13 protein-coding genes are annotated in these 13,747 nt (G+C 38.4%); 3 read left to right on the forward strand and 10 right to left on the reverse strand.

The annotated features are described in order from the left end of the window. Positions 1–25: 25 nt before the first annotated feature. From LVD47_RS12775 to ggt, 9 genes are all read right to left on the reverse strand, one after another. Complete coding sequence (locus LVD47_RS12775) at positions 26–361, reverse strand: DUF6660 family protein (RefSeq protein WP_236976703.1); 336 nt, start codon at positions 359–361, stop codon at positions 26–28. A gap of 10 nt (positions 362–371) precedes the next feature. Further along, the gene (locus LVD47_RS12780) at positions 372–713 is read right to left on the reverse strand and encodes a hypothetical protein (protein WP_236976705.1); all 342 of its coding nucleotides are present in this window, start codon (positions 711–713) and stop codon (positions 372–374) included. A 24-nt stretch (positions 714–737) separates the two neighbouring features. Beyond that, positions 738–1,166: an SRPBCC domain-containing protein gene (locus LVD47_RS12785; protein WP_236976714.1), complete on the reverse strand. Its 429-nt coding sequence runs from the start codon at positions 1,164–1,166 to the stop codon at positions 738–740. Between the two features lie 10 nt (positions 1,167–1,176). Further along, the gene (locus LVD47_RS12790) at positions 1,177–1,566 is read right to left on the reverse strand and encodes a hypothetical protein (RefSeq protein WP_236976723.1); all 390 of its coding nucleotides are present in this window, start codon (positions 1,564–1,566) and stop codon (positions 1,177–1,179) included. Between the two features lie 168 nt (positions 1,567–1,734). Beyond that, positions 1,735–2,646 (reverse strand): helix-turn-helix domain-containing protein, encoded by a 912-nt coding sequence (locus tag LVD47_RS12795; RefSeq protein ID WP_236976731.1) that lies wholly within the window; start codon positions 2,644–2,646, stop codon positions 1,735–1,737. Positions 2,647–2,660: 14 nt separating this feature from the next. Then, on the reverse strand, positions 2,661–3,524 hold the full coding sequence (locus LVD47_RS12800) for an SDR family oxidoreductase (protein WP_236976740.1): 864 nt from the start codon (positions 3,522–3,524) through the stop codon (positions 2,661–2,663). A gap of 177 nt (positions 3,525–3,701) precedes the next feature. Beyond that, positions 3,702–4,826 (reverse strand): tyrosine-type recombinase/integrase, encoded by a 1,125-nt coding sequence (locus tag LVD47_RS12805; RefSeq protein ID WP_236976742.1) that lies wholly within the window; start codon positions 4,824–4,826, stop codon positions 3,702–3,704. Between the two features lie 67 nt (positions 4,827–4,893). Then, the gene (dnaG, locus tag LVD47_RS12810; protein WP_236976744.1) at positions 4,894–6,825 is read right to left on the reverse strand and encodes a DNA primase; all 1,932 of its coding nucleotides are present in this window, start codon (positions 6,823–6,825) and stop codon (positions 4,894–4,896) included. Positions 6,826–7,120: 295 nt separating this feature from the next. Continuing rightward, on the reverse strand, positions 7,121–8,824 hold the full coding sequence (gene ggt / locus LVD47_RS12815) for a gamma-glutamyltransferase (RefSeq protein ID WP_236976746.1): 1,704 nt from the start codon (positions 8,822–8,824) through the stop codon (positions 7,121–7,123). Between the two features lie 507 nt (positions 8,825–9,331). On the opposite strand from ggt, the gene LVD47_RS12820 reads away from it, so the two are divergent. Further along, complete coding sequence (locus LVD47_RS12820) at positions 9,332–10,585, forward strand: arginine deiminase family protein (RefSeq protein ID WP_236976757.1); 1,254 nt, start codon at positions 9,332–9,334, stop codon at positions 10,583–10,585. 672 nt (positions 10,586–11,257) lie between these two features. Here the strand turns inward: LVD47_RS12820 and ychF are convergent. Further along, positions 11,258–12,355, reverse strand: coding sequence for a redox-regulated ATPase YchF (gene ychF, locus LVD47_RS12825; RefSeq protein WP_236976766.1), 1,098 nt, complete (start codon positions 12,353–12,355; stop codon positions 11,258–11,260). Positions 12,356–12,429: 74 nt separating this feature from the next. Between ychF and LVD47_RS12830 the strand changes: the two genes are divergently transcribed. Together LVD47_RS12830 and LVD47_RS12835 are read left to right on the forward strand one after the other, a co-directional pair. Continuing rightward, on the forward strand, positions 12,430–13,014 hold the full coding sequence (locus LVD47_RS12830; protein ID WP_236976768.1) for an acyl carrier protein phosphodiesterase: 585 nt from the start codon (positions 12,430–12,432) through the stop codon (positions 13,012–13,014). A gap of 307 nt (positions 13,015–13,321) precedes the next feature. Then, entirely contained in the window at positions 13,322–13,720 is a 399-nt protein-coding gene (locus tag LVD47_RS12835) for a hypothetical protein (protein WP_236976776.1), read from the forward strand. Positions 13,721–13,747: the final 27 nt, after the last annotated feature.

Raw genomic sequence — 13,747 nt, forward strand, 5'->3', positions numbered from 1 at the left:
ATTTATGCCGAATACACTTTAAACATTATCCAATCTTAGGCGGCTGCCAGATGGAACCGGAATATTGAAGGGAATGGAAATTCTTGTAGAAGGTCAGTTGTATTTCATGATTTTCGAATGGCTCCGAAAATAAAATAGCAACTGGAACTGTACATCCGAGGCATGTTGTGCAGGACATGAAAGGATTACAAAGGTCATCACAGCCGTCTTCATCATTCTCCGTTGGTTGCTGGTTCTCTGCATCTGAATTGTGAATGGATGCGATACAGATGTCTTCGTTACCCAAATCAACCATATCCATTATTGGCTGCACATTGAGTGCAATGATGTAGATTGAAAGTATGATTGAGAGAATTTTCACGGTTGCAAATTTAACCAAAGTTGATTAATTTTTCAAGATTGAGCGTTGGTAAAATTTGGCTCTTCCCGCTTTTTGTCGTATTGGCTATGTGTGTTGGGAAAGCGGGATGTGCCAAATGCGCGTTGGCAGAAATTTTCAAAAATGCGAAGCGGGGGCTTTTTCTTTTTTCTTCTTTGTCAGTCGTCTCTGTCGTTGTCCAGTTGCAATGTTGGTCAAGTCGAGTTAGTCCGGTCGTAAAGTCGGTTTGTAAAACGATATGCCTTTTGTTACTCGTCATTGTCAATGTGTCCGTTGTCTTTTTTGCATGTGCCCCAACGGTTTGGGTATGGTGCGTGTCCCGCAGGGCATGCACTATACCCGTTGTTGGCGGTAGTTTTTATTTTTCAACAATTTTTTTAATCTTCAAGAGAGCTTCCTTCCAAAATTCATCCGAACGATTTTTCTGCTTTTCGGTCGGGATATTGTCTTCACTAATGGTTAAGAGAGTTGTTTCTTTTTTTTCAGTTATATCAAAAGTCCAAGTCCGATAATTTTCCGGTTCGTCCGGTAATCCATCGAAATGACTCCAATGTGAGTATTGAAGTTGCGAATTGGGTTCAACATTTAAAATAATTCCTTTTTCTTCGTATTTATTGCCGTTGAATTCACCTTTGAATGTGATTGGGCTTCCTTTTTTCCATTCCGTTAAAATTTCCGCCCCAAAAAAATATTCCTTCGCTATTTCAGGTCTTATCAATGCTTCCCATATTCTTGAAGAGGAAGTGGTTATTTCTATTGAAGATTTAGATATGAATTGTCTATTCATGTTTGGTTGTTTACAATTTATACTTTTTAGAAAATGCCATGTAACCAATGATTAGCCCGCCAACAATAAAACCAATAGACATTATCCAAGGCACTTGAGCAGGATTATCCGCTGACTGAAGGGTTAGTTCAGGCAATATAATTAGGAAAAGCCCCTTCATGAGAAACATAAATCCTAGTAACGTTACAATAATTTGCAAAGCGTTTTTCCACAAAATATGATTGACAAGAATAGTCATTCCGATAAAAAAATGAACCATTCCTGAGAGATTAATTAAAACGGGATCAGTTCCTTGATGAGAAATCATTTGCGAATAATATTCACTTGAAATTAAAAACCCCATTCCAGTAACAATCAAATATGCTGCTACTATTTTTCCAATTTTGTTTGTTATTTCCATTTCTCTACGATTTTGAATTACCGCCAACGGTCTTGTATATGAAAAGTAGCGGGTTTAGATGCTCTTATTTTTCGATAAGCAAGATACTTAATTAAAAACAAAAACGGTTCAGGTTAGCACCAAACCGCTATTTTTTATATACGTTGTTGGCGGTAGTGTTTTATTTTTTCAGTTAAATGATTCTCGGAATTCAGAAGGTGTAAAGTCAGTTTTACTTTTAAATAATTTGCTAAAAGATTGTATGTGCTCAAAGCCTAATTCGTATGCAATTTCACTAACCGACAAATCGGTAGTTGACAGTCTTTCTTTTGCTAAATCAATTATTTTATCTTGAATAAAATGTTTAGTACTTTGTCCTGTCAGCGTTTTTAATAATCTGCTTAAATAATTGGCAGATAGATTTAGCTCATTTGCAAAATACTGAACTGTAGGTATTGCATTTTCTATTAAATTTCCTTTACTATAATAAGCCGATAGCAATTCCTCAAATTGGTTTAAGATAGTGTGATTCGTAATTTTTCGTGTAGTAAATTGACGTTGGTAAAAACGTTCTGAATAGGTCAATAATAACGCTAACTGTGCAATGATTACATCTTGACTGAAATGGTCAATATTTGCTTGATATTCTTGAGTAATACTTTGCATTACACCAATAATCATTTTTTCCTCTTTGTCAGACAAATGCAGTGCCTCGTTTATTTTGTAATCAAAATATTCATATTCCTTTATTTTTTTTGATAGCGGAGTGTTCCAAAGGAAATCGGAATGTACAAGTAATAACCACCCTTTATGGTTTAATTCTTCATCCGTTCTAAATTCAAAAGAAAGAACCTGCCTTGGAGACATAAAATGCAATACGCCTTCATCAAAATCATATTCCTGTTGACCATACTTTAATTTGGCATTAAAATCTTTTTTTAAAGCGATGGAATAGAAATCATTCGTAATGTTTATTGGGCTGGTTTCATTACGTTTAATATCCTCAAATTTTATTATACTAATCAGCGGATGTTCAGGTTTGGGCAAATCCATAACTTTATGGTATTCCGTTATAGATTTTATATTATATGGTTTTGACATAGTGCAATTTATTTTTATAATTCAAAGAGTGTTTTTAAGCCTTCTTTTAGCGTTGTTGGGTTGCGACCCAATTTCTTTTCTAAATCATTGGTTATTTCGTCTTCCTGTCCGTTTTTTATATCGGTGTTGAATTCAACTACTTTTTGAAGCATTGGTTCTGGAATTCCTGTTGGTCTCATTCTTTCTTGAAAGGTAGAAATATCCACTGGATGATATTTTACTTCTTTTCCTGAAAGTGTTGTCAATGCCTTTGCAATATCATAAAATGAATAGGCCTCATTGTTTGTGAATTTGTATGTTTTGTTTTCACAACCTTCATTTGACAACACATTCGCCATTGCTTCGCCCATTTCTTTTCTTAATGCAAAAGTAACTTTTCCATCTCCCGCAGGTTGAAAAATACCCGTTTCAAATACTTTTTTGCCTACAAAAATTGGGAGTACATCCATATACAATGTGTTTCTAAAAATGGTATAGTTTAGTCCACTGTTTTTAATATAATCTTCTGTAAGAAAATGTTCCTCCATTAACTGATGAGCCAATGTGGTTCTATTTCTCATTGCTCTGCTGGTGTAGGCAATATTTTTAACTCCTGATTTTTTAGCGGTATCAATGACATTTCTGTGTTGCTGCATTCGGTCACCTTGGTCGCCTGCTGAAATTAAAAGCACGGTATCTACATTCGCCATTGCACTTTCAAGAGCGAACACATTATCATAATCGCCTTGAAAAACAGTTATTCCTTTTGCTTTTATTCCTTGTATTTTTTCTTCTTCTCGAACAAGGGCAGAGATATTTTGAGCTGGAATATTCTTTAATAATGTTTCAATGACTGAACTGCCAAGATTTCCGGTAGCTCCTGTTACTAATATTTGCATAATTATCTGTTTTTGATTTATGCAAAGTTCCATAGTATTTAGCCGATAATTTTAGTCAAATCTTGCCTTGTTGTAATCGTTTTCGGCTTTTTTTACATTACCGCCAACTTGTTTATATCCTTACTTTTCTTCCAGATTATATCACTTTTTTTATATAATCGGGAAGTTTTTTCCTGTTTATATTTCCATGTCATCTATTGGGCTTTTAACTTCGCTTAACTGTTGTCCACTTACGTGGGTGTAAATCATCGTCGTTTTTGGACTATTATGTCCCAGAATCTCCTGGATATATCTCAAGCCTACTCCGCTTTCCAATAAATGAGTGGCATAAGAATGGCGCAAGGTGTGGAGTGTGACCTTTAAATTTATTCCCGCTGCTTTACATGCTCTTTTCAATACCTTTCGGGCACTGCTATGGCTGTATTGACCTCCACCTTGACCTTCAAATACATAATTGTGTGGTTGAAATCCTGCACAGTAGTCTTCGTACATTTTGATTAATGCGATTGACAATGGTACTCGGCGATCTTTCTTTCCCTTGCTTCTTCGGATATAAATTAATTTTTCAGAAGGTCGGATATCGGGTTTCCGAAGTCTCAGTGTCTCACCTATTCTCAAACCTGCACCATAAATTATCGATAGTAAAAATTTGTGTTTCTTATTTCTCGTAGATACCAATATTCGCTTTACCTCATCTTTAGTCAATACATTGGGTAAGGTGTGCTCTTTCCGCGGTCGATCGATATCCGTCAATTCCCCCACATCCAGCCCGTGAACTTTAAGGTACAATTTTATCGCATTTATCCACTGATTTTGGGAACTATACGATTTGTTCCCGGAAATATAATAATCAAAATTGTATTTGATTATGTCTTCTTTTTTGATGCCATTCCATCTTAGATCAGGACGTGTAGCAAAAAATTGTCTAACAAAACTCAAATATGCATTTATTGTATTCTCACTATACCGTTTTTGTCGCATCCACACTTCCATTCTTCGGATTTTATCGCTAACTTTTGCGGAGATACTGGATTCTACAGCCGGATTTTCATGTTGATTGCCATTGTTTTTTGTTGTATACTGTCCTTTCAGTAATTGATGCTGCAAAGATTTCCTGCTTATTTCATTTGCCGGCCACCACCAGCCCTTATACGTCCGCGTATAAAGCCCCCCTAATGACTTACAGCGATGGTATAGTTCAGTACTATAAGGAAATGTAACTAACCAAACCCTCTGGTTGCGATGCACAACAGGCTGGATGCGGAGTTGTCGATTCCCAGGTCCTTTGTCATGTTCGCGCATGTTTGATGTTGGTATGTCGAGTCTAAATAATAGCCTAAATATAAAAATTTCATTTTGGATTAGCCAATTACTTCAACACAATTGTCTTGAATTCCTTCGCAAACACATTCCTGATTTCAGTTAGTTTCTTTTGAATTTGCAAATGCTTCATCAGTTCTTCAGCGTCTTCTTCCTGTTCGTATTGTTTTATGAGTTCCAGGTTTTCGCGGCAGAGTTTGGTAGCTTTATTGAGCTTGAACCGCATGAGGGCTTCCAAAGCGTCCTTCTTTTGATTCTCATCGGGCATGGGTTGGGTCTGCAATCCCATATCCCACATATCGATCCAGTTTTTACTGTATTGGCTGTCGTATTTCCCTTCGTGGATGTCGATTACCGTTTTCCGGATTTCCGGTGCAGTTTGCTGGGTTAAAAAGGCGAATGTCGGTACTTTCGATTCATTGTAGTGCTCTATAAAAATGTTTAGTACCTTTTTGAAATTTTCGTTTTCAATGAGTTCTATGACATCACTTATGTTTTCTATTACAAATGATGCTACGTTTTGATCTTCGTCCACGGATTTTTCGCCGTGCTGGATCAGGATCCGCAAAATATCTTTTTCGAGAAGGGTAGAGGCAGCATCTTTACTCTTGTCTTTGCTGGTTTCCCGTTTTTCCTGGCTGGTCTTACGAACCTCTTTAAGCCTTTCAGACCTTTTTTTATTGAATTGTTTATCGAGTTTGTTGTTAAGTTCTTCCAGCAATAGTTCTTCCGGGACACTCATCAATTTGGCCGTTTCTTTGATATAGAGGTGCCTTTTGATGGTATCTTCGATTTTGGATATACTCGTCACCAGGTCCTGGATTGCCTGGGAAGCATTGACCGGGTCATTTTTGGCGGTTTGCCTGCTCAGTTCGGCTTTGTAAAACAGGAAGTCCTGGGCTCTTTCTTCGAAATATTCCGTAAACCGGTTGTGTCCTACCGATTGGATAAAACTATCAGGATCATGCTCCTCCGGTAACGGCAATACCTGCACATCCATACCTTCTTCAAGTAACAGGTCAATCCCCCGCAGGGAAGCCTTGATCCCGGCCTGGTCCCCGTCAAATATCAGGCAGGCATTTTTACTATACCTTTTTATCAATCGTATTTGTTCGGTGGTCAGGGAAGTACCGCTCGTAGCCACAACGTTTTCGATATTGTTTTGATGCAGCATCATTACATCGGTGTACCCTTCTACCAGGAAGCAAAGGTCTTTTGCCCGGATTTCTTTTTTGGCCAGGTGCATCCCGTAGAGAACCTTGCGCTTGTGGTATATCTCAGATTCTGGGGAATTGAGGTATTTGGGTGCCTTTACATTTTTCTTGAGTATCCGGCCTGCAAAGGCTATGGGCTTACCGCTTAGTGAATGGATGGGGAAAATGATCCTGTCAAAAAAGAAATCGTTCCCGTACTGGTTTGACAGTCCCAGTTCTTTGAGGCGTTCTTCTTTATGTCCGGCTTCTTTGGCCTTGGTGGTTAATTTGTCCCTGGGATGGGAGGGTGCAAATCCGAGTTCGAATGATTTTATTGTTTTTTCGATAAATCCGCGGTCTTTCAGATAGCTGAGGCCTATACTTTTGCCTTTGTCCGTGTTGTTTAATTCATTACTAAAGAATTCCGCTGCAAATTTATTGATGATCTGCAGAGCTTCGCGGTGTTGGAATTCGATGATATCTTCTTCCTTATTGTAGTCTTCTTCAATTTCAATATTATATATCCGGGCCACGTATCGCAGGGCTTCCGGGTACGACATGGCTTCGTGTTCCATGAGAAAGTCAATCCCGTTTCCTCCCTTCCCGCATCCGAAGCATTTATAGATATTTTTGGAAGGGGATACCGTAAAAGAAGGGGTTTTTTCATTGTGAAACGGACATAACCCCAATAGATTAACACCCCTCTTTTTGAGGTGGACAAAATCACCGACAATATCCTCTACCGCCATTTTGTCAAATATCTCTGCTATTGTTTTTTTTGATATCAATGTAGATGTTCTATCTTTCAATTAGCAATTGCCTGAAGGCAAAATTAGCAATCTTTTAATGAAGAGATGGTTTGAAAATCCATTTATAGTGCCCGAAATTCAAATTTTATTTAATACTTCGCCTGCTTTTTTGATAGATGTTGCACATTTACCTTCAAAATGATTTTCGTTTGAAAGCAACATTATTCTTTTTCCCTTTATCATAAGAAATGTAAACAAATCTTCATCAGATTGTTCATATCCATCCAGTTTATTACTAAAAGGACATAATTAATAGACGCGTCTGTAAATTCTTTTAATATCCGTTGGCGCTATTGTCACCTCTTTGATCATCGGCAGCGCCTTCCCGAAATTGGTTAGGCCAGATTAAAATGGCATCTACCATCCCGATATTTCCCCTTTCCTGAATGGCAAATCCCCTTTCGAGCAATTCTTTTTTTACTTCATCCGAAAAAGAATTGTCTTCTGAAATTATAACATCAGGTAACCATTGATGGTGAAATCTTCTGGCATCGACAGCCTCTTTCATAGTCATTCCAAATTCCGTTGTATTGAGGATCGTTTGCAATACGGATGTAATAATCGTAGAACCTCCCGGTGTACCTACTACCATGTATAAGTCACCATTTTTTTCCAATATCGTGGGTGTCATAGAACTCAACATCCTTTTTTCAGGCTGAATGGAATTGATTTCGTTTCCTACGAGCCCGAATTGATTGGGGACACCCGGTTTGGCGCTAAAATCGTCCATTTCGTTGTTCATAAAAAAACCGGCTCCATCTACCCACACTTTTGATCCAAAGTAGGAATTGATGGTGGTGGTGATGGCGATAGCATTACCTTCGCTATCAACTATAGAAAAATGGGTAGTCTCTACGGATTCTATAATCTCGACATTTCCTTCTTTAATTTCTGATGATGGAGTAGGGGTATCCAATGAAATATCACCCATTCGCCGGGATAAATAATCGTCACTGACCAACATGTCCACTGGGACAGGTGCATAATCCGGATCACCCAGGAATGTTGCCCTGTCAGCGTACGCTCTTTTTTCAACTTCTGTAAGAAGGTGTACATAATCCGTCGAATTATGTTCCATTCTACTTATATTATAGGATTCCAGTCCTTTGAGCATTTGAATAAGGGCGATTCCACCACTGCTGGGTGGCGGCATGGAAATTATATTATAATCTTTATACTTTGCCTGGAGGGGGGCTCTCCATTTAGAATGATAATTATCAAGATCGGTATAATCAATTAATCCTCTACCGGATTCCATTTCCTGTACGATTAATTGAGCAGTTTTGCCCTTATAAAAGCCAGCTCTTTTATGGTCTCTAATGCGCTTCAATGTTAGAGCCAATTGTGGAAATTTGACGGAATCACCCTCTTCCCAATGGTCTTTTTCGGACAGATGGACAGCATGTCGGTTAACCCGTATAAAGTCGTCTAAAAACCGATTGAAAGTATGGGCCTGTAATTCACTAATGCGAAATCCATTGATTGCCAAATCTATAGCCGGTTGAACCACTTGTTGCCATTGGAGATTGCCGCCCCATTCATGTAAGGTCACCATACCGTCTACGGTACCCGGCACACCACTTGCCAGATGCCCTTCCAGACTAAGTCCGTCTATGACATTACCCCTGGAATCAAGGTACAAATCTTTGTGGGCGTGACGGGAGGCTTTCTCCCGGAAGTCAAGTGACTTTTTTGTTCCATCAGCCATTCTGATAACTGCGAATCCACCACCTCCGATATTTCCTGCTCTTGGGTAGGATACGGCCAGCGCCAATTGAACTGCTACTGCAGCATCAATGGCATTACCCCCGTTTAGAAGGATCTCTTTTCCGATTTGTGAAGCATGAGGACAAGCCGATACCACCATTCCATTCGGCTGGAGATGACCTGCTTTTTCTTTTGATAGCTCTATTGTTTTGCAGTTGAACAAAAGTAAAACCGTAAGAAGTATTATTGATTTTTGAGTATAATTTTTCATATTATAAGTTCATTTTAGGTCCCGGAAAATACTATTTTTTTTAATATTCATACAGGCGGTAGCGTATCTCCTGGTAATGCGTCTATAAAAGATTTTAAACATAAAATACAATACCAACACTACCATAGTATTCTCTAGAAGTGTATGGCCGAACCAGGATTTATCTTAGTTATATTACCTTATCCTGACCCTGGGATAAGCTGATTTGATGAATAATGGTGGTTTTTGGTTACGAAAGGAACCGCGAAGAGATGGATTTACGAATAAATTTATTGAGTAGTAAGGGAGCAAAACCAGACAATCTCAGAAGGGATGGCTGCATCGTCCAAAAGCAGGGCAGAAGTTGATATTCGATCTTCATTGCTGGATTTATTGAGTGGCACAAGATTCCTTATGTGTTTATGATATTTGTATGATAGGTTCATGAATGGAGTATATAGTTGTTTGAAATCTATTTTATTGCGTTAAATTAATTTTATATTGTTATATTTAAAGTCAAATTGAAATATGTTTGTAGATTCTGAGATTAATAATTTGAAAAAGGTTCTTGTACACAAACCTGACATAGGGATTAGTCGTGTGAGCCCAAGAAGGTCTGACGAATTATTATTTGATGACATAGTAGATTATCCCCGGATATTAAATGAACATAAAATTTTTACTGAAGTACTGGAATTGTTTATGGGCAAGGACTTTGTGTTGGATGTTGAACAATTATTTATAGAAGCTTTGGATTATAATGAGGAGCATAGGATTTCGATTATTTCCGAAATACTTGCTTTTGAAGAATTGCCCCAGAGTTTTAAGCCCCTTTTGACTGAACTCAATACCAAAAACCTTGCCCAAACTATTATTTCTGGATACCACGAAAGGGAAAAACGGTATTTATTTGATCCTATTCCCAATTTTATTTTTACCCGGGATATTGCTACGGTAGTTAAAGATCACATTATAGTCACCAAGGCTTCCAAAAAGGCCCGATTTCGTGAAAACTTAATTACGCAATTTATTTTTTATAACCATCCGGACTTCGTCGAATGGGTTGCCGAAGGGAGAATTATCAATATGAACGATATTGATGTCTTCCCACCTTCACGTATGGGGGAAAGTATATCAATTGAGGGTGGGGATATTATGATGATTAACAAGGAATATCTGCTCATTGGATGTAGTGAAAGGACCAATGCATATTCAATTAATAAACTCAAGGATGTTATTTTCCAAAAAGAGTTGGTTGACCATGTTGTCCAGGTCAATATCCCCAGGGATCGTTCTTATATGCACATAGACACGGTGATGACCTGGATCGATGAAGGAGTATTGGTGAGTTACAAACCCCTGATTTATGAAGGACTGAGTTCTTATGTAACCGTTTTTCATAAATCCGGGGCTGAAAGAATTTATCATTCGGTTCAGGAATTCGTTTTGAAAGAGATTAATCCCCATACCCAATTTATTTTTGTTGGAAATGGGGAAAGCCCTTATCAGGAGCGGGAACAATGGACTGATGGTTGTAACCTTGTAGCAATTAAACCGGGTGTGGCTATTGCTTACGATCGTAATCCTTTGACTGAAAAAGCTTTAATTGCCGCCGGGTATTCAATCCTGAAGGCTGAAGAATTGATATATCGATGTAAAAAGGGTGGTTTGGATCCCCGAATAATTGAAAAAACGATCATTACCCTTCCTTCCGGAGAACTGTCACGTGCAAGGGGAGGCTCGCATTGTATGACCTGTCCGCTGGAAAGGGAGAAGCTTTGAACCAATGATCCAATCTTTCAATGTACAATTGGATAATGATCTATTATTCACTGGGAGTCAGGAACTACAAGGACAAGCTGTGTCCGTCCCTGGGATCTGTCGTGGGTACATATTTAAATAAAACAATATATTCACTCAAATCCATCGTGCATTCCCCGTATATACCAGAGGCATCACTACGGTGCCAATCGACGTCCCCCGAATGCTTTCGGGGGCTCTTGCCGCTTAGCCACAAAGTGATCCCTTTGGGACAATCCCGTCAATAGTTATAGGTATTTAGAATTCATAACACTAGTGCTCTGTTTCATAAAACATTATAAATAATTAAGTAATGAAATATAGTGAAGCCCCGAAGGTGGCGCAATCACAAAACGATGGGTGAAGCCCATCTCCGTGGGATATGTTCCAAGAGTCCTGAAGGGGTGTAATCTCTTGGCTTTCGCCCTTTTAGGGCTTAGAAGAAGATATGCATGTCTGCCGTAGGGCTACACCCTACATTGAGATATTCCGCCCTTTCAGGGCTATCATTTTATTTACAAAAACTTACGAAACACTACACTAGATTGTTAAAACAAGATGTGTCCTTACGTTGGCCCGGAGATAGGTTGGTCGATTTCTATTTAAATTATTGTTTATTCTTCCTTTGCCAATTCCTAATTGGCTAATTGATTATTACACATTAAACCTAAAATGCATTACATCGCCATCCTGAACCACATATTCTTTCCCTTCTACGTGTAATTTTCCAGCTTCTTTGACTGATGCTTCAGAACCGTACTGTACATAATCATCATAATGTATTACCTCGGCACGGATAAAACCTTTTTCAAAGTCAGTGTGAATTACTCCAGCAGCCTGCGGGGCCTTCATCCCTTTAAGAATGGTCCATGCCCTTACTTCTTTTTCCCCTGCCGTGAAATATGTTATTAGATCGAGAAGCTTATAGCATGCTCTTGTCAATCGATTGACTCCGGGTTCTTTGAGTCCCATTTCATCGAGGAACATTTCTCGCTCTTCCTGTTCATCCAGTTGAATTATTTCAGCTTCAATCTCCGCTGAAACCAAAATGACTTCAGCTTGTTCTCCTTCAATACTTTTCTTGAATTTTTCAGTAAACTCATTGCCACTGATCACCGAATTCTCATCGACATTACAGACATACAAAATGGGTTTTCGGGTTAACAACATCATTTCTTCTAATAATTCCGTCTGGTCTTCAGATAATTCCAGGTCGCGGGCCGGTTTTTCGCTTTCCAGGTGTTGGAGAATGATTTCGGCAGTTTCGACTGCTTTTACCGCTTCCTTTTGACCGGTTTTGGCATTCTTTTTAAGTCTTTCGAGACGTTTTTCAACCGTTTCTATGTCTTTTAGTAATAATTCAGTATCGATAATTTCTTTATCACGTACAGGATCAACACTTCCATCTACATGGATAATATTATCATTTTTAAAGCAACGTAAAACGTGCACAATGGCATTTACTTCCCTGATATTGGCCAGGAATTGGTTCCCCAGACCTTCACCCTGGCTGGCACCTTTTATCAATCCGGCAATATCTACCACTTCCACGGTGGTAGGGATTGTTTTTTGTGGAGCAACCAATTCTTTTAGTTTGTCCAATCTTTGATCGGGAACCGTAATGATCCCAACATTCGGATCTTTGGTGGCAAACGGAAAGTTTGCAGATAAGGCCTTAGCCGCAGTAAGAGCATTGAATAGCGTAGATTTACCTACATTGGGAAGACCGACGATGCCGCATTGTAATGCCATAATTCAATTATATTGTTTTATATTATCGCGCAAATATAGATTTATAATTTTTGATTACCAATGTTATTATTTGAATGAATTATCTGGCTCACATATTTTTGTCCCATAATGACCCTTCCATTGTGTTTGGAAATTTTATGACGGATATGATGACCATACATGAAATCAGGAAATGGCCTGAAAACCTCCAAAAGGGCGTAGCATTGCATCGTTATATTGATGATTTTACAGATCACAACCTTACGAACAGGAACAGGGTGTTGTCTTTGCATCCATATTTTGGAAAATACGCCAGTGTTGTATTGGATATATATTATGATTATATATTATTTCATTTATGGGACGAGTATACCGAAATAGACTTCGACTCATTTTGCAATCAACATTACGAACATATTCTATCTTATAAAGACATGGTTCCCGCTCGATTGACAAGACGGGTTGATAACATGACCCGTTATAATTTCCTCCATTCCTATACTAGCATAGAAGGGATTCGGAACACTTTTGATCGTTTGGACCAAAGAGCCAAATATCCAACGGGATTTGATAAAGCTACTGATGTTTTACTCCATATGAAAATGGACCTGATCCGAGATTTTAACATTTTCTTTCCGGCGATGATACGGAAGACCAAAGGTTTTCTCGACCGATATTAGGAATACTGGGTTCACTATATGAAGTTAATAAAATTCCAATCAAATAGTGCCGAAAATTATAGGAATTCCAACCTGGAGGTTCTGGATAGGAATGTAAGTTTAGTCCGTATTTCTCATGCTTTTGTTAAGATATTGTATGTCTATACATACAATTATGAATGTCAAAATTAAATCAGGAAATCCATAAAAAAGAATAGGTGTAATAAGGGAGGATAGTGCTAAAATTGGAGAAAACCTGGATAGTCCTCCTGGTAAGTTCTCACCTTTCTGGGTTGTTTTGCAAACGAAAGATGCTCCTGGGTATAAAATGGAAGTAATTGCCCGTATCAGTGAAGGTGTGACAAAAGATGATTGGAAGCAATTAATACATTATAAGGGGTCTACTGAAAAAGAATTGGAGAATATCATTCCGTCATCGATTAGTAGTATGCAAAAGAAAACGGTCTATGGTAAAGAAACCTCGGAGCGAATTTACGAATTGGCGAAGTTATTTGGGTTGGGTTATGAGGTTTTTGATTCTAAGGAAGACTTTATGAAATGGTTGAAAACGATGCCATTAGAATTCAGTACAATGTTTATGGCAGCAATTTCTACTGAAAATTTTTCTTCGTTAAAACTCCATTTGGCCTGTTCGAGTTATTATTTTGTTTGTTGCGACAGGATCCCGAAGGGCTCTGTCCCGCCCCCCGGGGTTGGATTCTATTAGCGATTCGTCAAAACGATTGTTTCGACC

The sequence above is a fragment of the Membranihabitans maritimus genome (genome assembly GCF_021729145.1).
In the GTDB taxonomy this organism is placed as follows: Bacteria; Bacteroidota; Bacteroidia; order Chitinophagales; family Saprospiraceae; genus Membranihabitans; species Membranihabitans maritimus.

Bases quoted from the DNA above. Each gene is read 5' to 3' on its own strand.
- LVD47_RS12785 (WP_236976714.1), bottom strand. From the start codon at position 1,166: ATGAATAGACAATTCATATCTAAATCTTCAATAGAAATAACCACTTCC.
- LVD47_RS12790 (WP_236976723.1), bottom strand. From the start codon at position 1,566: ATGGAAATAACAAACAAAATTGGAAAAATAGTAGCAGCATATTTGATT.
- LVD47_RS12795 (WP_236976731.1), bottom strand. From the start codon at position 2,646: ATGTCAAAACCATATAATATAAAATCTATAACGGAATACCATAAAGTT.
- LVD47_RS12800 (WP_236976740.1), bottom strand. From the start codon at position 3,524: ATGCAAATATTAGTAACAGGAGCTACCGGAAATCTTGGCAGTTCAGTC.
- LVD47_RS12805 (WP_236976742.1), bottom strand. From the start codon at position 4,826: ATGCGCGAACATGACAAAGGACCTGGGAATCGACAACTCCGCATCCAG.
- ggt (WP_236976746.1), bottom strand. From the start codon at position 8,824: ATGAAAAATTATACTCAAAAATCAATAATACTTCTTACGGTTTTACTT.
- LVD47_RS12820 (WP_236976757.1), top strand. From the start codon at position 9,332: ATGTTTGTAGATTCTGAGATTAATAATTTGAAAAAGGTTCTTGTACAC.
- ychF (WP_236976766.1), bottom strand. From the start codon at position 12,355: ATGGCATTACAATGCGGCATCGTCGGTCTTCCCAATGTAGGTAAATCT.
- LVD47_RS12830 (WP_236976768.1), top strand. From the start codon at position 12,430: ATGAATTATCTGGCTCACATATTTTTGTCCCATAATGACCCTTCCATT.
- LVD47_RS12835 (WP_236976776.1), top strand. From the start codon at position 13,322: ATGGAAGTAATTGCCCGTATCAGTGAAGGTGTGACAAAAGATGATTGG.